At 74.5% G+C, this 20,352-nt stretch carries 17 protein-coding genes; 11 read left to right on the top strand and 6 right to left on the bottom strand.

Annotated features, from left to right (window positions below; translation table 11 throughout):
- Positions 1 to 2: 2 nt before the first annotated feature.
- The 4 genes from QA634_RS15080 to QA634_RS15065 all read left to right on the top strand — a co-directional run bounded on the left by QA634_RS15080 (position 3) and on the right by QA634_RS15065 (position 4,069).
- The gene (locus QA634_RS15080; protein WP_012332783.1) at positions 3 to 1,439 is read left to right on the top strand and encodes a M20 family metallopeptidase; all 1,437 of its coding nucleotides are present in this window, start codon (positions 3 to 5) and stop codon (positions 1,437 to 1,439) included.
- Positions 1,436 to 3,052, top strand: coding sequence for an ABC transporter ATP-binding protein (locus QA634_RS15075; protein WP_012332782.1), 1,617 nt, complete (start codon positions 1,436 to 1,438; stop codon positions 3,050 to 3,052). Before QA634_RS15080 ends, QA634_RS15075 begins: the two co-directional genes overlap by 4 nt.
- 273 nt (positions 3,053 to 3,325) lie before the next feature.
- On the top strand, positions 3,326 to 3,562 hold the full coding sequence (locus tag QA634_RS15070; protein ID WP_012332781.1) for a hypothetical protein: 237 nt from the start codon (positions 3,326 to 3,328) through the stop codon (positions 3,560 to 3,562).
- 264 nt (positions 3,563 to 3,826) lie between these two features.
- Positions 3,827 to 4,069, top strand: coding sequence for a hypothetical protein (locus tag QA634_RS15065; protein ID WP_012332780.1), 243 nt, complete (start codon positions 3,827 to 3,829; stop codon positions 4,067 to 4,069).
- Between the two features lie 8 nt (positions 4,070 to 4,077).
- On the opposite strand, the gene QA634_RS15060 is transcribed toward QA634_RS15065, so the two are convergent.
- Positions 4,078 to 5,361: a DUF3422 family protein gene (locus tag QA634_RS15060; RefSeq protein WP_012332779.1), complete on the bottom strand. Its 1,284-nt coding sequence runs from the start codon at positions 5,359 to 5,361 to the stop codon at positions 4,078 to 4,080.
- Between the two features lie 300 nt (positions 5,362 to 5,661).
- On the opposite strand from QA634_RS15060, the gene QA634_RS15055 reads away from it, so the two are divergent.
- Positions 5,662 to 6,822 carry a GGDEF domain-containing protein gene (locus tag QA634_RS15055; protein WP_012332778.1) on the top strand — a complete coding sequence of 387 codons (1,161 nt, stop codon included), beginning with the start codon at positions 5,662 to 5,664 and terminating at the stop codon, positions 6,820 to 6,822.
- On the opposite strand, the gene purH is transcribed toward QA634_RS15055, so the two are convergent.
- From purH to QA634_RS15040, 3 genes are all read right to left on the bottom strand, one after another.
- Positions 6,794 to 8,398: a bifunctional phosphoribosylaminoimidazolecarboxamide formyltransferase/IMP cyclohydrolase gene (gene purH / locus QA634_RS15050; protein ID WP_012332777.1), complete on the bottom strand. Its 1,605-nt coding sequence runs from the start codon at positions 8,396 to 8,398 to the stop codon at positions 6,794 to 6,796. The genes QA634_RS15055 and purH overlap by 29 nt on opposite strands.
- 309 nt (positions 8,399 to 8,707) lie before the next feature.
- On the bottom strand, positions 8,708 to 10,429 hold the full coding sequence (locus tag QA634_RS15045) for a heparinase II/III family protein (protein WP_012332776.1): 1,722 nt from the start codon (positions 10,427 to 10,429) through the stop codon (positions 8,708 to 8,710).
- Positions 10,430 to 10,535: 106 nt separating this feature from the next.
- Positions 10,536 to 11,879: an RsmB/NOP family class I SAM-dependent RNA methyltransferase gene (locus QA634_RS15040; RefSeq protein WP_012332775.1), complete on the bottom strand. Its 1,344-nt coding sequence runs from the start codon at positions 11,877 to 11,879 to the stop codon at positions 10,536 to 10,538.
- Between the two features lie 121 nt (positions 11,880 to 12,000).
- On the opposite strand from QA634_RS15040, the gene QA634_RS15035 reads away from it, so the two are divergent.
- The 3 genes from QA634_RS15035 to QA634_RS15025 are packed head-to-tail and all read left to right on the top strand — an operon-like array spanning position 12,001 to position 12,985.
- Entirely contained in the window at positions 12,001 to 12,207 is a 207-nt protein-coding gene (locus tag QA634_RS15035) for a DUF1674 domain-containing protein (RefSeq protein ID WP_012332774.1), read from the top strand.
- A gap of 12 nt (positions 12,208 to 12,219) precedes the next feature.
- On the top strand, positions 12,220 to 12,594 hold the full coding sequence (locus QA634_RS15030) for a PH domain-containing protein (RefSeq protein WP_012332773.1): 375 nt from the start codon (positions 12,220 to 12,222) through the stop codon (positions 12,592 to 12,594).
- 52 nt (positions 12,595 to 12,646) lie between these two features.
- Positions 12,647 to 12,985, top strand: coding sequence for a cupin domain-containing protein (locus tag QA634_RS15025; protein ID WP_012332772.1), 339 nt, complete (start codon positions 12,647 to 12,649; stop codon positions 12,983 to 12,985).
- Positions 12,986 to 13,314: 329 nt separating this feature from the next.
- Here QA634_RS15025 and QA634_RS15020 read toward each other — a convergent pair whose 3' ends face one another.
- Together QA634_RS15020 and QA634_RS15015 are read right to left on the bottom strand one after the other, a co-directional pair.
- Positions 13,315 to 13,821: a L,D-transpeptidase gene (locus QA634_RS15020; RefSeq protein WP_012332771.1), complete on the bottom strand. Its 507-nt coding sequence runs from the start codon at positions 13,819 to 13,821 to the stop codon at positions 13,315 to 13,317.
- Between the two features lie 216 nt (positions 13,822 to 14,037).
- Positions 14,038 to 16,317: a GumC family protein gene (locus QA634_RS15015; RefSeq protein ID WP_012332770.1), complete on the bottom strand. Its 2,280-nt coding sequence runs from the start codon at positions 16,315 to 16,317 to the stop codon at positions 14,038 to 14,040.
- 175 nt (positions 16,318 to 16,492) lie between these two features.
- On the opposite strand from QA634_RS15015, the gene QA634_RS15010 reads away from it, so the two are divergent.
- The 3 genes from QA634_RS15010 (at position 16,493) to QA634_RS15000 (ending at position 20,236) form a co-directional block, all read left to right on the top strand.
- Complete coding sequence (locus QA634_RS15010; protein WP_012332769.1) at positions 16,493 to 17,065, top strand: polysaccharide biosynthesis/export family protein; 573 nt, start codon at positions 16,493 to 16,495, stop codon at positions 17,063 to 17,065.
- A gap of 142 nt (positions 17,066 to 17,207) precedes the next feature.
- Entirely contained in the window at positions 17,208 to 18,614 is a 1,407-nt protein-coding gene (locus tag QA634_RS15005) for a glycosyltransferase family 4 protein (RefSeq protein WP_012332768.1), read from the top strand.
- Between the two features lie 101 nt (positions 18,615 to 18,715).
- The gene (locus tag QA634_RS15000; RefSeq protein ID WP_012332767.1) at positions 18,716 to 20,236 is read left to right on the top strand and encodes an undecaprenyl-phosphate glucose phosphotransferase; all 1,521 of its coding nucleotides are present in this window, start codon (positions 18,716 to 18,718) and stop codon (positions 20,234 to 20,236) included.
- The last annotated feature ends 116 nt before the right edge of the window (positions 20,237 to 20,352 follow it).

Below are 20,352 nucleotides of genomic sequence, written 5' to 3'. Positions count from 1 at the left end.
CGATGTCCCGACACGACGCCCTGGCGCGCGCGGCGCGCCACTTCGACGACGGCGGCTTCCTTGCCACGCTGCGGGAGGCGGTGGCGCGGCCCACCGAGAGCCAGGCGCCCGGCCAGATCCCGGCGCTCGCCGCCTACCTGACCGAATTCCTGGTCCCGGCGACCGCGCGGCTCGGCTTCCGCCACCGCCTCCTCGACAATCCCGACGGCGTGCACGGGCCCTTCCTGATCGCCGAGCGCCACGAGGACGACGCCCTGCCGACCGTGCTGATCTACGGCCATGGCGACACGGTGCGGGGCTATCCCGAGCAGTGGCGCGCGGGCCTCGACCCGTGGCGGATCGTCGTCGAGGGCGGGCGCTGGTACGGGCGCGGCACGGCCGACAACAAGGGCCAGCACCTCGTCAACCTCGCGGCCCTGGCGGCCGTGGCGGAGGCCCGCGGCGGACGGCTCGGCTTCAACGCGAAGCTCCTGATCGAGACGGGCGAGGAGACCGGCTCGCCGGGCCTGCGCGAGGTCTGCCGGCGGGAGCGCGAGGCGCTGCGGGCCGACCTCCTCCTCGCCTCGGACGGGCCGCGGGTGAGCGCCGAGCGCCCGACCCTCTTCCTCGGATCGCGCGGCGCCTTCAACTTCGAGCTCACCGTCGACCTGCGCGAGGGCGGCCACCATTCGGGCAATTGGGGCGGGCTGCTGCGCAATCCCGGCACCGTGCTGGCGAACGCCATCGCGAGCCTGGTCGATTCCCGCGGGGCGATCCGCGTCGCGCGCCTGCGCCCGCCGCCGATCCCGCCCGGCGTGCGGGAGGCGCTCGCCGACATCACGGTGGGCGGCGACCCGGACGGTCCGGCGATCGACGCGGAGTGGGGCGAGCCCGGCCTCAGCCCGGCCGAGCGCGTCTACGGCTGGAACGCGCTCGAAGTCCTCGCCTTCAAGACCGGCGACCCGGACGGTCCGCTCAACGCGGTGCCGCCCTCCGCCAAGGCGACCCTGCAGCTGCGCTTCGTGGTCGGCACCGACTGGGAGAATCTGATCCCGGCGCTCCGCGCGCATCTCGACGCGCACGGCTTCCCGATGGTGGCGGTGCGGCCGGCCCGCACCGAGGTGTTCCGGGCGACCCGCCTGCCGGTCGAGGACCCCTGGGTCGCCTGGGCGCTCGCCTCGATCGCCGAGAGCACGGGCAAGCGGCCGGCCCTGCTGCCCAATCTCGGCGGCTCGCTGCCGAACGACGCCTTCTCGGAGATCCTCGGGCTGCCGACGCTCTGGGTGCCGCATTCCTACCCAGCCTGCTCGCAGCACGCCCCGGACGAGCACCTGCTCGCCCCGCTCACCCGCGAGGCCCTCGTCCTGATGGCCGGCCTCTACTGGGATCTCGGCGAGACCGGCCCTGCGGTGCTGGCGCGGCGCGCGAGCGGCCGCGGCGTCCGGGGGGGAGCGCCGTGACCGAGCCCGTCCTGCGCATCCGCAACCTCAGCCTCGCCCTGCCGCGGGGCGCCGACCGCGCGCACGCGGTCGAGGACCTCTCCCTCGACCTGATGCCGGGGCGCATCCTCTGCGTCGTCGGCGAGTCGGGCTCGGGCAAGTCGATGAGCGCCTACGCGCTCACCGGGCTGCTGCCCGGGGGCGTGCGGCCGACCGGCGGGCGCATCGAGTTCGAGGGGCGCGACCTGCTCGGCCTCGACGAGCGCGACTGGCGCGACCTGCGCGGGCGGCGCATCGCCATGATCTTCCAGGAGCCGATGACGGCCCTGAACCCGGTGATGCGCATCGGCGACCAGATCGCCGAGATGTTCGAGGCGCACGGGCTGCTCGACCGCGCGCAGCGCCGCGCCCGCGTCCTGGTGCTCGCCGCCGAGGTCGGCCTGCCGGATCCCGAGACCATCGTGCGCGCCTACCCGCACCAGCTCTCGGGCGGGCAGCGCCAGCGGGCCATGATCGCCATGGCACTCGCCCTCGAACCCTCGATCCTGGTGGCGGACGAGCCGACGACGGCGCTCGACGTCACCACCCAGGCCCAGATCCTGCGGCTGATCCGCGACCTGCAGCAGCGCCGCGGCATGAGCGTCCTGTTCATCACCCACGATTTCGGGGTCGTGGCCGACATCGCCGACCACGTGGCGGTGCTCCAGCGCGGCCGCCTCGTCGAGTCCGGCAGCGCCCGCGAGGTGCTGGAGACGCCGCGCCACCCCTACACGCGGGCGCTGCTGGCCGCGGTCCCGCGCCTCGCCCCGCCGCCGCGCCCGCCCCGGGACCGGGAGCCGGTGGTGCTGGCGGCGGCCGGGATCAGCAAGACCTACACCTCCCGCACCGGCCTGTTCGGCCGCAAGCGGGTCGTCGCGGCGGTGCGGGAGGTCGCCTTCGACCTGCGGCGCGGCGAGACGTTGGGCCTCGTCGGCGAGTCGGGTTCGGGCAAGTCGACCACGGCCCGGCTCGCGATCCGGCTGATCGAGCCCGATCGCGGCAGCGTGCATCTGGGATCGCTCGACTACACGGCCCTGGGGCCCCCGGCGCTGCGGCGCGAGCGGCGGCGGATCCAGATGATCTTCCAGGATCCCTTCGCCTCCCTGAACCCGCGCCGCACCGTGGAGCAGATCATCACGGCGGGGCCGATCGCCCACGGCGTCCCGGCCCGGGAGGCGCGGGCGCGGGCGCGCGACCTGCTCGGGCTCGTCGGCCTGCCGCCCGCCGCGGCCGAGCGCTACCCGAACGCCTTCTCGGGCGGCCAGCGCCAGCGCATCGGCATCGCCCGGGCCCTCGCCATGGAGCCCGACGTGCTGGTCGCCGACGAGGCGGTCTCGGCCCTCGACGTGTCGGTCCAGGCCCAGGTGCTCGCCCTGCTGGAGGAGCTCAAGGGCCGGCTCGGCATCGCCATGCTGTTCATCACCCACGACCTGCGCGTCGCCGCCACGATCTGCGACCGGATCGCCGTGATGCAGCGCGGCGAGATCGTCGAGGAGCGGCCGGCCGCGGAGCTGTTCCGCGCCCCGAGCCATCCCTACACGCGCGCGCTGCTTGCGGCGGTGCCGGGCCTAGCGCGGGAGATGCAGTCGGCCTGACGGCGCGCCGTCAGGAGGCCCGCGGCCAGCGCCGTGACCAGCGTCCCGCCCCGCCTCCGCCCGGCCGGACTGACCGGGCGCGGCAATTGCAACCGGCGGTGTCATACGGGATCCGCTTGATCAAAGCGGATCCCGGATCACAAGCCCGCGCGGCGCCTGAGCGAAGCCGGCATCCGCATGGCGACGCAATCCGTCGGATTTCGTATGCCTCCCCACTTCGGGCGCCACCTGGGCTACAGGTTCGGTCCACGCCGATCCGGGGAGACGCACACGATGGTCGAGACATCCTGCCGGACCATCCTGCGTCGGGTGCTGCCGCCCTCGCTGATCGTCACCCCGCCGCCGCCCTACCTCCCCGTCCGCGACGAGGTCCAGGAGGCGCTGCACCGCTTCGCGGGCCTGAGCGAGTGCGCGCGGGAGAGGGGCGAGCCCGAACTGGCGTCCCTGCTCGATCAGGTCGGCCTGCGCGCCGCGGCGCGGCACCTGCGGATGGGGATCCCGCGCCCCTGAGGCCGGCCGCGAGCGGCGCGCGGCGGGATGTCCGGGGCGGCGGGATGTCCGGGGCGGCGGAATTTCCAGGGCGGCGGAATTTCCAGGGCGGCTTGGGCCGGGGATCGGCCGGGCGCGCAACCCCTCATTGCCGCCATGCGCCGGACCCGTCTTGGCACGCGCCGCGCCGCGCCCATCTCCCAAGGGGAGCGAGTTTGGCACGGCCCGTGCCGGGAGATCCCCGGCCGGCCCTGCCGGCCGGCACCAACCGGAAGGTGGCCTCCCATGAAGACCGCGCTCGTCCTCGCCCTGTCGCTGATCCAGCCGGCCCATTCGTGGTACCCCTACGAGTGCTGCTCCGATCAGGATTGCGAGCCGATCAGCGACGCGGTCGAGGTGCCGGGCGGCTATCGCACCCACGGCATCTTCATCCCCATGGCCAAGGTCCGCCCGAGCAAGGACGGCAATTTCCACTGGTGCCACCGGGGCGACTACGTGTTCTGCTTCTTCGCGCCGCTCGCGGGCTGAGCCGGGCGTCAGCCGGCCTCGCCCTCGGCGTGCCGGCGCCGGATGCGCCGGACCGTCCAGGCGACCGCGAGCACGATCGCCGGCACCGCGGCCGCGGTCCCGATCGTGGCGTCGACGGGGAGCCCCGCCGCGTGCGCGCCCTCCAGCACGTGATGGACGAGGCTCGCCACGTAGTAGCTGATCGCCGCGACCGAGAGGCCCTCGACGGTCTGCTGCAGCCGGATCTGCAGCCTCACCCGGTCGTTCATCGCCTGGAGCTGGGCGTGGTTCTGCTTCTCCAGTTCGACGTCGACCCGGGTGCGCAGCATCTGGGCGGCGCGCGAGAGCTTCTCGGAGAGCGTGTCCTGCCGCTCGCCCGTGGCCATGCAGGTGCGGATCGCCGGGTTGAAGCGCCGGGCGAGGAAGACCGACCAGCTCGTCTGGCCGGGGATCGGCTGCTCGCGGATGGCGTCGAGGCGCAGGCGGATCAGCTCGTCGTAGGCCCGGGTGGCACCGAAGCGGAAGAGCGAGCGGGCCGCCCCGGCCTCGAGCTCGGCCGAGAGCGCGATCAGCCGGTCGAGGAGCTGGTGGTTGGCCTCGAACCCCTCGCTCGCCCGCATCTCCTCCATCAGCACCGGCAGGGCGGTCTCGATCCGGCGGATCGCCGGGCCGAGCGCCTGCGCCTCGGGCAGGCCGAGCAGGGCCAGGGTGCGGTAGGTCTCGATCTCCAGGACGCGCTGCACCAGGGCGCCGGCCGCCACCCGGGTCATGCCGCGATCCGCCACGACGACGCGCACGAAGCCGTGCGGGTCGGCCTGGAAGTCGGTGGCGATGACGGCCGCGCCGCCCTCCGCCTGGGCGACCGCCAGGGAGGAGGGCGAGAAGGTCGCGGTGATCTCCGGCGGCACGTCGCCCTCGCCGGCCGCGAGCAGGTGGAGGTCGACGGCGACGAGCAGGTCGCCCGGCTGCGGCAGGCCCTCCATCGGCCCGGCGAGCGCGTCGGGCTGCGGCTGGAAGGCGAGACCCTGCTGGTCCGCGTATTCCCAGGTGTAGGTGGTGAACTCGCTGTGGCTCTCCCAGCGCAGGATCGCCCCCGAGAAGACCACCCGGTGCTGCTTGGCCGCCGCCGGGGGCCCCGGCAGGCCGAGGCCGGCGCAATAGGCGTCGAGCGCGGCCCGGTCCGCCGCCGCCGCCTCGCCATCCGTCAGGAAGGCGTAGTGCAGGAAGCGCCGCGGGGTCTTCACCGGCATGAAGGGCCGGGCATGCACCTCCGCCAGCACCCGCGCCCGCAGGGCATGTTCGTTCAGCCGCATCAGCGTCCCGTGGCGCCGCCGTCGCGCGGTCCCGGCAACGCTTGGCGCAAGCCGGGGCGGGCGTCAACGCGATTCTCCCCGCGGGATCCGGAGCTTGGCGCGGCGCCCGGTCCGCCCCGGACTCGCGCGACCGCGGCGGCTCCGCTCCGTCGGCGAATCCGATCCATGCCGTTGGGTCAGTCGGTAACGATTCGGCGCTGAACTGGTGCGGAGGCGGAGCGGCCCGGCCGGCGGGATCCGGCCCGCGAGGGCACCGCGGCGACGATGCGCGACGGGTGCCGAGCTGTGCGTGACTGAGCCATGGCCCTCGATTCCACCACGCTGCTGTTCGCGAGCATCAGCGCCCGCCTTGCCTACATCGTGGTCATGGGAATCTGGTGGCGGCGGCAGCGGTCCGAGCCCTTCCTGCTGCACTGGTGCCTGAGCATCGGGATATCGTCGGCGGGGCTCGTCTACCATGCCGGCACGGGCGGCGGAGCGACGTCCCAGCCGGACCTGGCCGCCTATCTCCTGTTCGGAGCCAGCAACGCCCTGTGCTGGAGCGGCCTTCGGCTGTTCAACGAACGGCCCCTCGACCGGCGCCGGCTCGTCGGTCTCGCGCTGCTGCCGGCTCTCGCCTACGGGGCGGCCCTGGGCCTCGGCCAGAGGGCCGCGATGGTCGCCGCCTTCGCGGCCCTCGCGGTCCAGATCGCCGTCACCCTGGCCGAATTGCTGCGCGACGGCGCGATCGCCCGCCTGTGGTCCTCCGCCGTCGTGGCGGCCGGCTTCGGGACCTATCTGGTGATCTTCCTCGCCTCGATGGCGCTGCTCGCCGTCGAGCCGGCGGCCATGGCCGCGAATCGCGGCGCCGACCTCTCGCTGGTGATCGATCAATCCTGCAGCGCGCTGGTCTATCTCGGCTTCCTGGCGATGGCGGGCGAGCGGGCGAGCCTGCGCCTCGCCCATCTCGCCGGCACCGACCCGCTGACCGGCCTCGCCAACCGCCGCGGCCTGTCGCAGCTCGCCCACGGCCGGGCCCGACCGGCCGCCATCCTCCTCGCCGACATCGACCACTTCAAGGCCATCAACGACGGGCATGGCCACGAGGGCGGCGACGCCGTGCTGGTGGAATTCGCCCGGCGCCTGCGCGGCAGCCTGCGCGCGCGGGACATCGCCGCCCGGTGGGGCGGGGAGGAGTTCCTGGTCGTGCTGCACGGTGCGGATCCCGCCATGGCCGAGGCTCTCGCCGAGCGGGTCAGGGCCGCCACCGAGGCCCACCCCTTCCGGGTCGGCCAGGACCCGATCCGGGTCACGGTCAGCATCGGGGTCGCGATCCTGCGCGAGGACGAGCACGGGATCGAACCCGCGCTCCAGCGGGCGGACGCGGCCCTCTACGCGGCGAAGAGCGACGGCCGCAACCGCGTCCGCGCGGCGTCGCCCGCCGCCCCCGCGGTCAGTGCCGGAAGTGGCGGGTTCCCGTGAAGACCATGGCGAGACCGGCCTCGTCGGCGGCGCGGATCACCTCGTCGTCGCGCATCGAGCCGCCCGGCTGGATCACCGCCGTGGCCCCGGCCTCGGCGGCGGCGAGCAGCCCGTCCGCGAAGGGGAAGAACGCGTCCGAGGCGACCACGGCGCCGCGCGCGAGGCCCTCCGGCGCCCCGGCGGCCTTGGCAGCCTCGGCCGCCTTCCAGGCGGCGATGCGGGAGGAATCGACCCGCGACATCTGCCCGGCGCCGATGCCGACCGTGGCCCCGTCGCGGGCGTAGACGATCGCGTTCGACTTCACGTGCTTGGCGACCCGGAAGGCGAAGCGCAGGTCGGCGCGCTCGCGCTCGCTCGGCGCCCGCTTGGTCACCACGCGCAGGTCCATGTCGTCGACGACGGCCGCGTCGCGGTCCTGGACCAGGATGCCGCCCGCCACGCTGCGCCAGACCTGGCCCGGCTGGCGCGGATCGCCGACGCCCCCGGTGACGAGGAGGCGCAGGTTCTTCTTGGCGGCGACGATCCGCACCGCCTCGCCCGTCGCGTCCGGGGCGATGATCACCTCGGTGAAGATCTCGACGATGCGCCGCGCGGCCTCGGCGTCGAGCGTGCGGTTGAGCGCGACGATGCCCCCGAAGGCCGAGACCGGGTCGCAGGCGAGCGCCCGCTCGTAGGCCGCGAGCAATGTGCCGCCCTCCGCGACGCCGCAGGGATTGGCGTGCTTGACGATGACCACCGCGGCCGTGCGGGCGGGGTCGAACTCGCTGACGCACTCGAAGGCGGCGTCCGTGTCGTTGAGGTTGTTGTAGGAGAGTTCCTTGCCCTGGAGCTGGCGGGCCGTCGCCACGCCCGGGCGCGCGGCGCCGGCCGTGCGGTAGAACGCGGCCTTCTGGTGCGGGTTCTCGCCGTAGCGCAGGCCCTGCGCGAGGGTGCCGCCGAGGGCCCGGAAGGCCGGCGCCCCGGGCAGATCGGCGGCGTACTCGCCCTCGAGCCAGGTCGCGATGGCGGCGTCGTAGGAGGCGGTGCGGGCGAAGGCCTTCTGGGCGAGGCGGCGGCGGGTCGCCCGTGTGACCGAGCCCGCATGCGCGTCGAGATCCGCCAGGATCGCCGCGTAATCGGCGACGTCGACCACCACCGCGACGTCGTCGTGGTTCTTGGCCGCCGCCCGGATCATCGCCGGGCCGCCGATGTCGATGTTCTCGATGCACTCGGCCGGGGGGCGCCCGGCCGCGAGCGTCGCCTCGAACGGGTAGAGGTTGACGACCAGGAGGTCGATCGCCGGGATGCCGTGGGCCAGCATGGCGGCCTGGTGCTCGGGATTGTCGCGCACGGCCAGCAGCCCGCCGTGCACGCCCGGATGCAGGGTCTTGACCCGCCCGTCCATCATCTCGGGGTAGCCGGTGAGGTCGGACACCTCGGTGACGGCGAGCCCCGCCTCGGTGAGCGTCCGGTGCGTGCCCCCGGTCGAGACGAGGGCGACTCCCCGGGCGGCGAGGGCGCGCGCGAAGTCCACGAGCCCGCTCTTGTCGGAGACCGAGAGCAGCGCGCGGGTGACGGGGGTGAGGTCGCTCGCCATGGGTCGACGTCCGGATAACGGGGCGGCGCACCGGCGCGGGCGCCTGCCTTCGGCTGCAAAGTCCGGGCGCGGTAGCAGAAACGGCCCCGGGAGACCAGACGAGGCGGCGCTGGGCCCCCATGCGCCGCGGGATCCGCGGCCCCGCGGCGCAACCGGTGCCGGGTGGGCGGACCCCGCGGGTCAGAGTGTCATACGACATCCGACGGATTGCGTCGCCATCTCCCATTTCGGCCATGCGGATGTCGGCGTCGCTCAGGCGCCGCGCGGGCCCGTGATCCGCTGTCCGGACGTGATCGTCCGGACAGCGGATCACGCGCGCCGGAAGCGCCACGCCAGCCGGGTGCCGTCCGCGACCTTGAGGTGCAGCACGATCTGCTCGGTCCGCCGGGCGCCGTTCGAGGCCGCGAAGAAGACGCTCTCCTCGATCACCGGATCGGTCGCCTCGGTCTCGAACAGCCACGCCTCGCCGCCCGCGCCCTGCAGGCGCACCGCCCGGCCCTCCCGGCTCACCCGCAGGGAGGGATGCAGGTGGAAGCGGATCGCCGCCTCGACCGGGCGGCCGGCGCCGCGGGCGCGCCCCTCCCGCTCCGGCCGCCGGAAGGCGTCCTCGCCCTCCAGGAGGTCGCCCGCCGGCGCGAGGCGCCAGCGCCGCTCATGGATCAGCCCGAATCCCGCGAGGTAGCCGTCGTGGCTCGCCGCGAGCACCGCCGTGCCGTCCGGCGCGCTGCCGCGCTCGACCGGGACCCGGAGCGGCCCGCGCAGGATCACCGGCCCGATCCGGTGGCGCAGCCAGGCGGCGATCGGGTGCGCGAAGCCGGGCCCGGGCGGGTTGAGGAAGCGGCAGGACGAGGCGGTTCCGAGCACCGCGGTCGAGTGCGCCGCCGTGGTGCGGGCGAGCTGGCGCATCTCGTCGCCGCTCGCCGGCATGCCGCAATTGACCACGAGGCGCTGGGCGCCGCTCGACAGTTCGAAGGACAGGCAGCCCGCCCCGGCCACGGTCGAGTAGACCAGCGGCGGCGCGGGGCCGATATCCGCGACGAGGAGCGTGCGGCCCGCCTCCAGCCGCGCGTAGCCGGTGTGGGGCGCGTGCATCAGCGGGCGGGCCAGCGCCCCGTCGTAGATCAGCAGGGTCGCGAGCTGGTCGGCCTCCGTCGCCCCCATGCCGTTGTGGTGGCCGAGGGAGGCGTCCCCGTGGCGCAGCAGCCGCAGGAAGGGCAGCATCCGGTCGATCGCGACGAGCAGCGGATCGGGCGGGGCGATGTCGCGGCTGAGGAAGCTCTGGCGCAGGGGCAGCAGGTCGAGCAGGAGTTCCTGCACGGCCGCCGGGTCGCGGCTGCGATGGCCGCCATCCGCCAGGATCTGCCGGGTGAGCTCCCGGGAGAGGAGGCGCACGCCCCGGCGCAGCACCGGCTCGAACCCGTCGCAGCACAGGCCCGCATAGGTCAGCGCGACCGCGGCGGCGAGGCGCTGGCGCGGCGGGATGCCGTGCCTCAGGGCCGTGTCGAGGCGGCGCACGCAGCGCCCGATCCCCTTCAGGAAGGCTTGGTAGAAGGCGTGGTCCGCCCCTTCGAGGACGAGGGGCGACTGGCTGAGCAGCGAGATCAGCCGGCGGGCCGCGACGGCGGGCCGGTCCGCGATGTCGCGGTCGCCGCGCCCGGCGAGGTAGTCCTGCACGAAGGCGCGGGCGTTGGAGCGGGCGAGCGCGCTGTCGGCGGCGCTCAGGTGCCGCAGCCAGCCGAACCCGTAGAGCGCCTCCCCCCATTCGGGCGAGGGCGGGGTGAAGTCGAAGGGCGAGCGCCCGCCCGTGGCGAGGGCCCGGCCGGCGAACACGAACAGGCCCGCGTAGATGTCGCCCGCCAGGGTGGCGTCGCTGGTGCGCAGGTCCTGGGGCGCGATGACGAGGCCGGTCGGCCGCAGCCGCGCGAAGGCCGAGGGCGCCGAGGAGAGGTGGAGGATGGCGGAGCGGGCGGCGCGGCCGATCTCGCGCCCGACGAGCCGGTAGAAGCGCCAGCGGTCAGGCCCCCAGTGCACGCCACCCCCCGAGGTCCCCGCGCCCGCGGGGATGATGACAACCAATGGTGAAGGATGATCGCGGCGTCAAACGGCGCGGGCGCGCTTGTGAACAGGATCGCCCGCCTCAGGCCGCCTTGCCGAGGCGCACGGCGAAGAATCCGTCGAGCCCGCCCCGTCCGCCCTCGGCCGGCAACCAGGCGCAGGGGAGGGTGCGCAGGTCGCCCGCGGGGCCGAGGAGCGCCGCCTCGCCGCCGATCTCCGCCGGGTCGACCGGCCGCCGCGCGAAATCCGGGTGACGGGCGAGGAACGCCTCGGCCTGCCCCTCGCCCTCCTCGGGTTCGAGGGAGCAGGTGCAGTAGACGAGCCGCCCGCCCGGCCGCAGCAGCCGCGCCGCCTTGTCGAGGAGCCGCGCCTGCAGGGCGGTGAGCCGCCCGAGATCCGCCTCCCGCTTCGTCCAGGCGACGTCGGGGTGGCGCCGGATCGTGCCGGTGGCGCTGCAGGGCGCGTCGAGGAGGATGGCGTCGAAGCGCTCGTCCTCGGGCAGGGCGAGCGCGTCCGCGGCCCGCGCCTCGGCGGTGAGGCCGAGGCGGGCGAGGTTCTCGCGCAGGCGCCGCAGCCGCGCCTCCGAGCGGTCGACCGCCAGGACGCTCGCCCCCGCCGCGGCGAGCTGGGCGGTCTTGCCCCCCGGCGCGGCGCAGAGATCCGCGACCCGCTCGCCAGGCCGCACCGCGAGCAGGCGGGCCGGCAGGGCGGCGGCGGCGTCCTGGACCCACCATTCCCCCTCGGCGAAGCCCGGCAGGAGCGGCACGGGGGTGCGGGACTCGTCGAGGCGCAGGCTCCCGGTCGGGAGGAGGCGCGCGCCGAGGCGCTCCGCCCAGGGCGCCGGGTCGCCGCGCACCGAGAGGTCGAGCGGCGCCCCGCGCAGATGCGCCGCCGCGATGGAGCGCGCCGTCTCGGCGCCGTAGGCGGCGCTCCAGCGCCGGGCGAGCCAGCCGGGGGTCTCGATCCCGAGCGGGTCGGCCTCCCCCTCCCGGAGGATCGCCGCCTTCTCCCGGGAGATGCGCCGCAGCACCGCGTTCACCAGCCCGGACAGGTGGCGCAGCCCGGAATCGGCCTTGGCGAGCCGCACCGCGAGATCCACGGCCGCGTGGTCCTGCACGTTGAGGACGAGGATCTGCGCCGCGCCGGTCGCCAGCAGCGCCAGGAGCTTCGGCTGGCCCTCGGGCAGCCCCTCGGCGAGCCGGGCCGCGAGGGCGTGGCGGATCAGCCCGAGATGCCGGAAGGTCGCCGTGGCGATGGCGCGGGCCAGCGCGAGGTCCGGCCCCGGGAGGGCGGCGCGCGAAGCGGCCGGGTCGAGCACGTCGTCGAGCGCGGTGCCGGAGCGGGCTCCCAGGAGGTCCGCCACGCTCGCATAGGCGAGGCGCCGCGCGGCGAGCCCGGCCGTTCGTTCGTCCTGCCCGTCATCCATGCGCCCGTCGCCGCTCCGCCTTGACGGCGCGCCGGCTCCCCTCCACCTGCGGGGAAGGATCCGACGCGCGAGGCGCCGGGCGTGGCACCGCGCCGGCCCGGATGCAAGCGGGAGCACGATGATGGACGACGAGAGGCTGGCCGAGGCGCCGCGCAAGACCCTCAGCCCCGCGGCGCAGCGCGCCCTCGCGGAGGCGCAGGCCCGCCGCGCCGCCATCGACGCCCGCGCCGCCGAGATCCGCCGGGCGCGCGAGATCGACGGGCGCGGCGGCCTGGAGCCGGTGCGCTACGACGACTGGGAGGTGAAGGGCCTCGCCACGGATTTCTGAGGGAGATGCGCCATGGGCCTCCTCGACGGCCTGCTCGGTCACGGCAGCGACGCGGCGCCCGCGGACGTGGCGCGGGAACTCGACGGCATGCTCGTGCCGGGCGAGACGGTCGAGGTCGCCTTCCGGGTCCTGCGCGACCTGATAGTCTTCACCGACCGGCGCCTGATCCTCGTCGACCGGCAGGGCGTCACGGGCCGCAAGATCTCCTACCTGACCGTGCCCTACCGGGCGATCACCTCGTTCTCGGTCGAGAATGCCGGCAGCTTCGACCTCGATTCCGAGCTGAAGGTCTGGGTCTCGGGGCGCCCGGACCCGATCTCGCGCACGCTGCGGCGCGGCGCCGACATCCGCGGCATCCAGCGCGCCATCGCGGCCTCCCTGCGCTGAGGGAACGGGCGCCTCGCGCTTCCGTTGGGATCGGGAGAGCGAGGAGGCGCCGATGGCCGGCACGACGATCACGAAGATCTCGGGAGAGACCGCCCCGCGCGGGCCGCAGGGCGAGCGCGTCCTCGCCGCGGGCCAGCGCGTCGCGATGCGGCTCTGGGACAAGGAGCCGCCGACCGACAAGAAGCCCGTCGTGGCCCGGGACTACGAGACCGTGGGCTACGTCGTCGCGGGCCGCGCGGAGCTGGAGATATCCGGCCGGACCATCCGGCTGGAGCCGGGCGATTCCTGGCTCGTCCCCGCCGGGGCCGAGCACACCTACCGCGTCCTGGAGACCTTCACGGCGGTCGAGGCGACCGCGCCGCCCGCGCGAGGCGCCGGGCCGGACGCCTGATCCGGGATCCGCTTGATCAAAGCGGATCCCGGATCACACGCCCGCGCGGCGCTTGAGCGAAGCCCAAATCCGCCCTCCCGAAGGGATCAAGCGGATTTGGTATGACACCCGCGGCCATGTCTCGTGGCCGCCGGTTCGGTTCTCGAATTCGCGCCAAACCATTCTTCTCGCCAAGCCCTTGCTTGGTGTCGGAAATTCGAGACGGTCAACGGCCCGGTGCGTCCGCATCCTGGGCCGTTGCCGCGATAGCCTCGGCGGCCGGGGACGGATGGCTCGACCCGCTGGCCGGGACGCCGACGGGGGGCGCGGACGGAACGATCCTCACCCTCTCAGCGGGTCACGATGACCGGCGTGCCGACGGCGACGCGGCCGAACAGGTCCACGACGTCCTGATTGTACATCCGGATGCAGCCGTAGGACGCGAAGGTCCCGATCGAGCTCGGCCGGTTCGTGCCGTGGATCGCGTACTCGCCGCGGTCGAGGGTGAGCGCGGCCGCTCCCATCGGGTTGCGCGGGGAGCCGCCCGCGATCACGTTCGGCAGGCGGGGATTGTCGCGCTTGACCTCCCAGGGCGGCGACCAGGCCGGCTGCACGTACTTGCCCTCGACATGGGCGAGGCCGGTCCATTGCTTGCCGGACTTGCCGACCGCGATCGGGTAGCGGATCGCCGTGCCGTCGCCGTTGACGAAGTAGAGCCGGCGCTCGCTCGTCCGCACGACGATGCTGCCCGGCGACACGTCCGCCTCGAAGGCGACGATCTCGCGCGCCGTCGCCGGGCCGCACGCCACCGTGGCCGCCACCGCAATGGTAGCGGCCCATCCACTCTGCTTGATCATCCCTGTGGTCCTCGAGCGTGACCATTGAAGCGGGACGATAATCCGCGAGGAATTCTGTCGTTCCGGTTGGCGAAGATGCTTGCCCCGGGGTGAACGGGGAGGAACGGCGCGGAGCCTTAACGGCCGGTGGCGCCGGGAGCGCGACTCCGCGGCGTCTCGGTCAGCGTTCCGTGACCGTGCCGGGACGCCGCGGGCCGGGGCGCGGGGCCCGGCGCCTCAGGCGGAGCGCCGCAGCGGGTAGGCCGGCACCGCGACCGGGGGCGGCGGCCGGTCCTGCGCCACGATCACCTCCGGCACGCCGGCGCCCTCGGCGAGCGCGTAGAGGGCGACGAGGTCGGCATCGTCCGCCGGCGCGTTCGAGGCGATGACGACCGCGTCCATCCAGAGGCAGGTCGCCGAGGCCAGGGCGCGCGTCCCCGGGTCGCGGCCGTCGTCGCGCAGCACGCAGAGGATCCAGTCGTAAGCCTGCCCGAGGGCGTCGAAGGTCAGGCCCAGGCCCTCGCGCTCGTCGAGGAGCACGCCCGGCGCGTGCGAGCCGGGGCCGACCCGGTGGAGGCGGGAGCCCGGGTCGCGCTGGATCGCCTCCCCGAACGGCGCCTCGCCGAGCACGATGTCGGTCAGGCCCGGCGCGCCGCCCGCCGCCGCGTCCAGTGGCAGCAGCACCGCCCGCGCCGAGCGCGCGAGCGACCGCCCGAGCGCGAGCGCGAGCGCCTCGGGCTCGCCCGCGCCGCCCGATCCGAGGATCAGGACGCGCCGCCCGTCCCCCGCGCTCTCCACGGAGGCGAGCCGGGCCACCAGTGCGTCGAATTCGTAAGGCTCCTCCCGCATCGCGGGGGCGGGGAGGGGATCCTGCGCGGAAGCGGGCGGCGCGCCCCACCCGAGATCCTCCTCCTCGGCGGCCCCGGCCTCCGGTTCGGCGAGGGCGGCGGCCGCCCCGCCCGCCGCGGGCGCGGGCGCGGGCGCGTCGGGGCGCGCGCTCACATCGGTGAGCACCGCAGCGCGACGCGGCCGCGGCCGGCCGCGGCCGCGCAGGTCGTCGGGATCGTCGGCGATGAGGCTGCGCGCGAGCACGCTGCCGGCCGCGAGCAGGAAGGCGACGGCGGTGGTGAAGCCGATGATCGGCAGCTTCTTGGGGAAGGACGGCGTGTCGGGCACGATCGCCCGCGACACCACCCGGGCATCGGCCGGGGCGGCGCTCTCGGCATCCCGCGCGGCGGCCTCACGGTAGCGCGCGAGGTAGGATTCGAGCTGCTCGCGCTGGACCTTCGCCTCGCGCTCGAGGGCGCGCAGCTGCACCTCGCTGCTGTTGCCCTTGGCCACGACCTCGCGCTGCGCGTCGACCGCGGCCTGCAGGCTCTCGACCCGGCTGCCGGCGATGCGGGCGTCGTTCTCGAGGGTGCGCACCGTGCGGTCGGCGGCCGCGCGGATCTGCCCCTCCAGGTCGGTGACCTGCGCGGTCAGTTCCTTCATGCGCGGGTGCTGCGGCAGCAGGGTGCGGCCCTCCAGCGCGAGCTGCGCGCGCAGGGTGATGCGCTGCTCGACGAGGCGGCGGATCAGCTCGTTATTGGCGACGTCCGGGATCTCGAAGGCGCGCCCGTCGCGAATCATGTCCTTGATGAGCTTGGCCTTGGCCGCAGCGTCGGCCTGGGCGGCGCGGGCCTGGGTGAGCTGGCTGGAGAGCTCGGTCAATTGCTGCGCGCCGATCGGCTGCGCCCCGCCGCTGCCGGCGAGGCCGCCGATCAGGCCGTTGCGGGCGCGGAACGCCTCGACCTTGGCCTCCGCCTCGGCGACGCGGCTGCGCAGGGTCTCGACGTTGCTGCCGAGCCAGGTCGAGGCGAAGCGCGCGGTGTCGACCTTCGCGGCGGCGAGCGAGGCGAGGTAGAGGTCCGCGATCGTGTTGGCGCCGCGGGCGGCGAGGTCCGGGTCGCGGGAGCGGAACTCGATCGTCAGGATGCGCGACTTGCCCGCCGAGTAGACCAGCAGCCGGTCGAAGTAGCGCTCCAGCACCCGGTCCTCGGGGTCCCGGTCGAGGGGGCTCGGCACCAGCCCGAGCATGATCAGCAGCCGCTGCAGGGAGCCGATTCCCTCCACGGTCGGGTCGAACTCCCGGTTGCCGACGAGGTTCAGGCGCCGGATCGCCTCGCGGGCGAGGTCGCGGGACATCACCACCTGGACCTGGCTCGCCACCGCCTGCTCGTCGATCGGCTGGGCGGCGTCGCCGCGCTCCTGCTGCAGCCGCGTCAGGGCGCTGTCGCGGCTCTCCAGCAGCAGCTTGGCCTCGCCGGTGTAGCGGGGCGGGACGAGCTGAACGAAGGCGATCGCGGCCGCCAGCGCCGCCAGGGTCGGGAGCAGGATCGCCAGCCAGTGCCGCCGCAGCAGCCGGCCGATGTCGCCGAGCGCGACGCCCTCGCCCGCCGCGCGCTCCGCATGGCGCGGGAGGGGATCGGTCACGGCGCCCGGCGGCGGTGACGGGATGGCGGGAGACGCGCGGAGCATACGGGCCGTCTGCGGTGTGAGAAGCCGAGGCCGGCCGGGGCCGCCCTGGCCGCATCACAACTGATTAAGGTTGCGGGTCGGTAAATTTCTCATCACGGGCGCGGCGGGATCAGGTGAGTTTTCGTTAACCACGCCCGCATAAACCTGCCGCATCGGACGCATCAGGCCGAGAGCAATGAATCGACGCGTTCTTCTGACCGGTCTCGCGGCCACGCTGGCGCTCGGCGGCTGCATGCATCCCGAGTACCGGACCGAGTACCTCGACGCGACCGCCACCGGGTCGATCGGGACGCAGTACCCGCTCGCGGCCGGCGACCGGCTGCGGGTGATCGTGTTCGGGCAGGACAACCTGTCGAACCTCTACATGGTGGACGGGGCGGGGCGGATCATCATGCCGCTGATCGGCCCGGTCGCGGTCGGGGGCGGGACCACGCTGCAGGCGGCGCGGGCGATCGAGGCGCGGCTGCGCGACGGCTACGTCCGCGAGCCGCACGTGACCGTGGAGATCGACCTCTACCGGCCGTTCTTCATCCTCGGCGAGGTCACGACCTCGGGCCAGTACCCCTACGTGAACGGGATGACGGTCGAGACGGCCGTGGCGATCGCGGCCGGGTTCGGGCCGCGGGCGGCGCGCGACTACGCAGTGCTGACCCGCCAGACCCGCGACGGGCCGGTCTCCGGCATCGTGCCGCTCACCTATCCGGTCCGCCCGGGGGATACGATCCTGATCAAGGAGCGCTGGTTCTGAGGCGGGCGCGGCGCCATCCTCCACACGCGACCTTAACCACGGTCCGAGGCGTCGCCCGGGCCGCCGCCGGCGCTTAACGGCCCGGCGACGAAGACTCGGCCAAGACGGGCAGGCGCGGGGTCCGCTCGCCCGTCCCGGGCGGATGACCGGCCGCGCCGCCGTCCGGGAGAGGTTCGTGGCCGTCCCCCAACTCCGTTCCGCCGATCCGGCCGCGGCCGCGGCCCCGCTGCGGGGCGAGCCCGCCTCGCCCGAGCGCATCCTGCACGTGTTCCGCGCCCCGGTCGGCGGGCTGTTCCGGCACGTGATGGACGTGGCGCGCCTGCAGATCGCGGCCGGCCACGCGGTCGGGCTGTTCTGCGACGCGAGCACGGGCGGCGAGCGGGCCGCCGCCGTGCTCGGCGAGATCGCGCCCGCGCTCGCGCTGGGCCTCACCCGGGTGCCGATGCGGCGCAACCCGCACCCGCTCGACCTCGCCGCCCTCGCCCGCCTGCACGGCGTCGTCGGCCGCCTCGCCCCGACGGTGCTGCACGGCCACGGCTCGAAGGGAGGCCTCTTCGCCCGCCTCGTCGTGACCCCGCGCCGCGTGCCGGACCCGGTCCGGGCCTACACGCCCCACGGCGGCAGCTTCAACTACAAGCCCGGCACGGTCCTGCACCGCCTCTACATGGCGGCCGAGGGGGGGCTGACGCGCCGCACCGACGTCTTCCTGTTCGAGAGCGCCTACATCGCGGGCCGCTACGCCGCCTACGTGGGCGAGACGGACCGCCTCGTGCGGGTCGTGCAGAACGGCATCGACGCGGCGGAATTCGCCCCGATCGCGCCCGCCGCCGAGCCGTGCGACTTCGTCTACATCGGCGAGTTGCGCGACGCGAAGGGCGTGCCCGTGCTGTTCGATGCCCTCGCGCGCATCCGCCACGCCCTCGGGCGGCGGCTGACGCTGCTCGTCGTCGGCTCCGGCCCCGACGAGGCCGCCCTGCGCCAGCGGGTCCGGTCGCTCGGGCTCGAGGACGTCGTCCGCTTCGAGCCGCCCCAGCCGATCCGCTCCGCCCTGTCCCGCGGGACGATCATGGTCGTGCCGTCCTTCGCCGAGTCGCTGCCCTACGTGGTGCTGGAGGCCGCCGCCGCCGCCCAGCCCCTCGTGGCGACCAATGTCGGCGGCATCCCGGAGATCTTCGGCCCGGCCTCGGGCGCCCTGGTCCCGCCGCGGGACGTCGAGGCGCTGGCCGGGGCGCTGCTGCGCAAGCTGGACCAGCCGGCCGCGGAGCGGCGCGACGAGGCGGCGGGCCTCAGCGCCTTCATCCGCACCCGCTTCTCGATGCAGCGGATGGCCGAGGGGATCCTCGCCGGCTACCGCGCGGCCCGCGACGCGCGCGGCCCGGCGGCCGAGGCTCGGGAGGCGGGGGAATCCGCCCCGCCCGACCGGGCGGCGGACGCCGCCTGCGCGGCGGATGCCGCCTGCGCGGCGGACGCCGCCTGCGCGGCGGACGCCGTCCGCGCGCGGGACCTCCCGGGGACCGCCGAGGCGCCGCGCCGGGCGGGAGCGCGTTAAGGCTTCCGTGACGGCCCCACCGGAGAATGCGCGCGGGGGCGCGCGATCGGCCCCCGGCCCGTGATCGTGCCGCCGAGGAAGGCGCATCCGTGAGGCGCGAGATGACTGCGTTCGACGTCCGCGACATTCTCAAGTCGGCCGCCGCCCAGCCGGGCGAGGCCGGCAGCCGGGCGGCGATGCCGCCGGCCGAGAATCTCGTGCCGCCGCGCAAGGGCGGGCCGCTCTCGCTCGTGGTGCTGACGGGCTGCGTGCGCGCGGCGGAGTTCGGCCTCGTCGCCGCGACCGGCATCGCCGCACAGCTCGCGGTGCTGCACGGCCTGGTGCCGCTGCATCTCGGCTATCTGGCGGCGATATTCGGCCTCGCCGCGCTCAACCTCGCGGTGCAGCAGGTCGCCGGCTCCTACGGGATCCGCGCCTTCCGGGCCTTCTTCCAGTTCGGCCTGCGGGTGGCCCTCGGCTGGTCCCTCGTCTTCCTGCTCGCCGCGACCGTGCTGTTCTTCGCCAAGCTCGGCGACCAGTACTCGCGCCTGTGGCTCGGCGCGTACTACCTGGCCGGACTGGTGCTCCTGCTCGGCGGGCGGCTCGCCCTGTCGATCGCGGTGAGCGACCAGATGCGGCAGGGCCGCTTCGACCGCCGCACCGCGATCGTGGGCGGCGGGGAGCCCGCCGAGGCGCTGATCAAGGCGCTGGAGTGGCAGCCGGATTCCGGCGTCAAGATCGTCGGCGTGTTCGACGACCGCTCGGACGGGCGCTCCTCGGACGTCGTCGCCGGCTACCCCAAGCTCGGCACGGTGAGCGACCTCGTCGCCTACGCGCGCAACACCCGGCTCGACCTCATCATCTTCACCCTGCCGATCTCCGCCGAGGCGCGCATCCTGCAGATGCTGTCCAAGCTCTGGGTGCTGCCGATCGACATCCGCCTCTCGGCCCATGCCAGCAAGCTGCGCCTGCGCCCGCGCAGCTACTCCTATCTCGGCTCCGTGCCGGTGCTCGACCTGTTCGACAAGCCGATCGCCGACTGGGACGTGGTGGTGAAGGCCATGTTCGACCGCACCGTCGGCGGCCTGATGCTGGTCGCCTTCGCGCCGATCATGCTGGCGGTGGCGCTCGCGGTGAAGCTGACCTCGAAGGGGCCGGTGCTGTTCCGGCAGAAGCGCTACGGCTTCAACAACGAGCTGATCGAGGTCTACAAGTTCCGCTCGATGTACGTCGACCAGAGCGACGCCGGGGCGGCCCGGCTGGTGACCAGGGGCGATCCCAGGGTGACGCCGGTCGGGCGCTTCATCCGCAAGACCTCCCTCGACGAGCTGCCGCAGCTGTTCAACGTGCTCAAGGGCGACCTGTCGCTGGTCGGCCCGCGCCCGCACGCGCTCCAGGCCAAGGCCGCCAACACGCTCTACGACCAGGTCGTCGACGGCTACTTCGCCCGCCACAAGGTCAAGCCCGGCCTGACCGGCTGGGCGCAGATCAACGGCTGGCGCGGCGAGACCGACACGAGCGAGAAGATCCAGCGCCGCGTCGAGCACGACCTCTACTACATCGAGAACTGGTCGGTGTTCTTCGACCTGCAGATCCTGGCGATGACGCCGTTCGCCCTGCTCAAGACCGAGAACGCCTACTGAAGCGGAGGGCGTGTCGCGCGGGGGCGTGGCTCCCGGGCGAGGGACGGAGGCGGGAGCGGACCCGTTCATCGGGCCGACCCCGCCATCCGCGTCACCGGGCGGCCCCTCGCCGCCGC

The organism is Methylobacterium sp. CB376 (assembly GCF_029714205.1).
Classification (GTDB): Bacteria; Pseudomonadota; Alphaproteobacteria; order Rhizobiales; family Beijerinckiaceae; genus Methylobacterium.
This window is presented reverse-complemented; position numbering and strand designations above follow the sequence as displayed.

Bases quoted from the DNA above. Each gene is read 5' to 3' on its own strand.
- QA634_RS15080 (WP_012332783.1), top strand. From the start codon at position 3: ATGTCCCGACACGACGCCCTGGCGCGCGCGGCGCGCCACTTCGACGAC.
- QA634_RS15070 (WP_012332781.1), top strand. From the start codon at position 3,326: ATGGTCGAGACATCCTGCCGGACCATCCTGCGTCGGGTGCTGCCGCCC.
- QA634_RS15065 (WP_012332780.1), top strand. From the start codon at position 3,827: ATGAAGACCGCGCTCGTCCTCGCCCTGTCGCTGATCCAGCCGGCCCAT.
- QA634_RS15060 (WP_012332779.1), bottom strand. From the start codon at position 5,361: ATGCGGCTGAACGAACATGCCCTGCGGGCGCGGGTGCTGGCGGAGGTG.
- QA634_RS15055 (WP_012332778.1), top strand. From the start codon at position 5,662: ATGGCCCTCGATTCCACCACGCTGCTGTTCGCGAGCATCAGCGCCCGC.
- purH (WP_012332777.1), bottom strand. From the start codon at position 8,398: ATGGCGAGCGACCTCACCCCCGTCACCCGCGCGCTGCTCTCGGTCTCC.
- QA634_RS15040 (WP_012332775.1), bottom strand. From the start codon at position 11,879: ATGGATGACGGGCAGGACGAACGAACGGCCGGGCTCGCCGCGCGGCGC.
- QA634_RS15035 (WP_012332774.1), top strand. From the start codon at position 12,001: ATGGACGACGAGAGGCTGGCCGAGGCGCCGCGCAAGACCCTCAGCCCC.
- QA634_RS15030 (WP_012332773.1), top strand. From the start codon at position 12,220: ATGGGCCTCCTCGACGGCCTGCTCGGTCACGGCAGCGACGCGGCGCCC.
- QA634_RS15025 (WP_012332772.1), top strand. From the start codon at position 12,647: ATGGCCGGCACGACGATCACGAAGATCTCGGGAGAGACCGCCCCGCGC.
- QA634_RS15020 (WP_012332771.1), bottom strand. From the start codon at position 13,821: ATGATCAAGCAGAGTGGATGGGCCGCTACCATTGCGGTGGCGGCCACG.
- QA634_RS15015 (WP_012332770.1), bottom strand. From the start codon at position 16,317: ATGCTCCGCGCGTCTCCCGCCATCCCGTCACCGCCGCCGGGCGCCGTG.
- QA634_RS15010 (WP_012332769.1), top strand. From the start codon at position 16,493: ATGAATCGACGCGTTCTTCTGACCGGTCTCGCGGCCACGCTGGCGCTC.
- QA634_RS15005 (WP_012332768.1), top strand. From the start codon at position 17,208: ATGACCGGCCGCGCCGCCGTCCGGGAGAGGTTCGTGGCCGTCCCCCAA.
- QA634_RS15000 (WP_012332767.1), top strand. From the start codon at position 18,716: ATGACTGCGTTCGACGTCCGCGACATTCTCAAGTCGGCCGCCGCCCAG.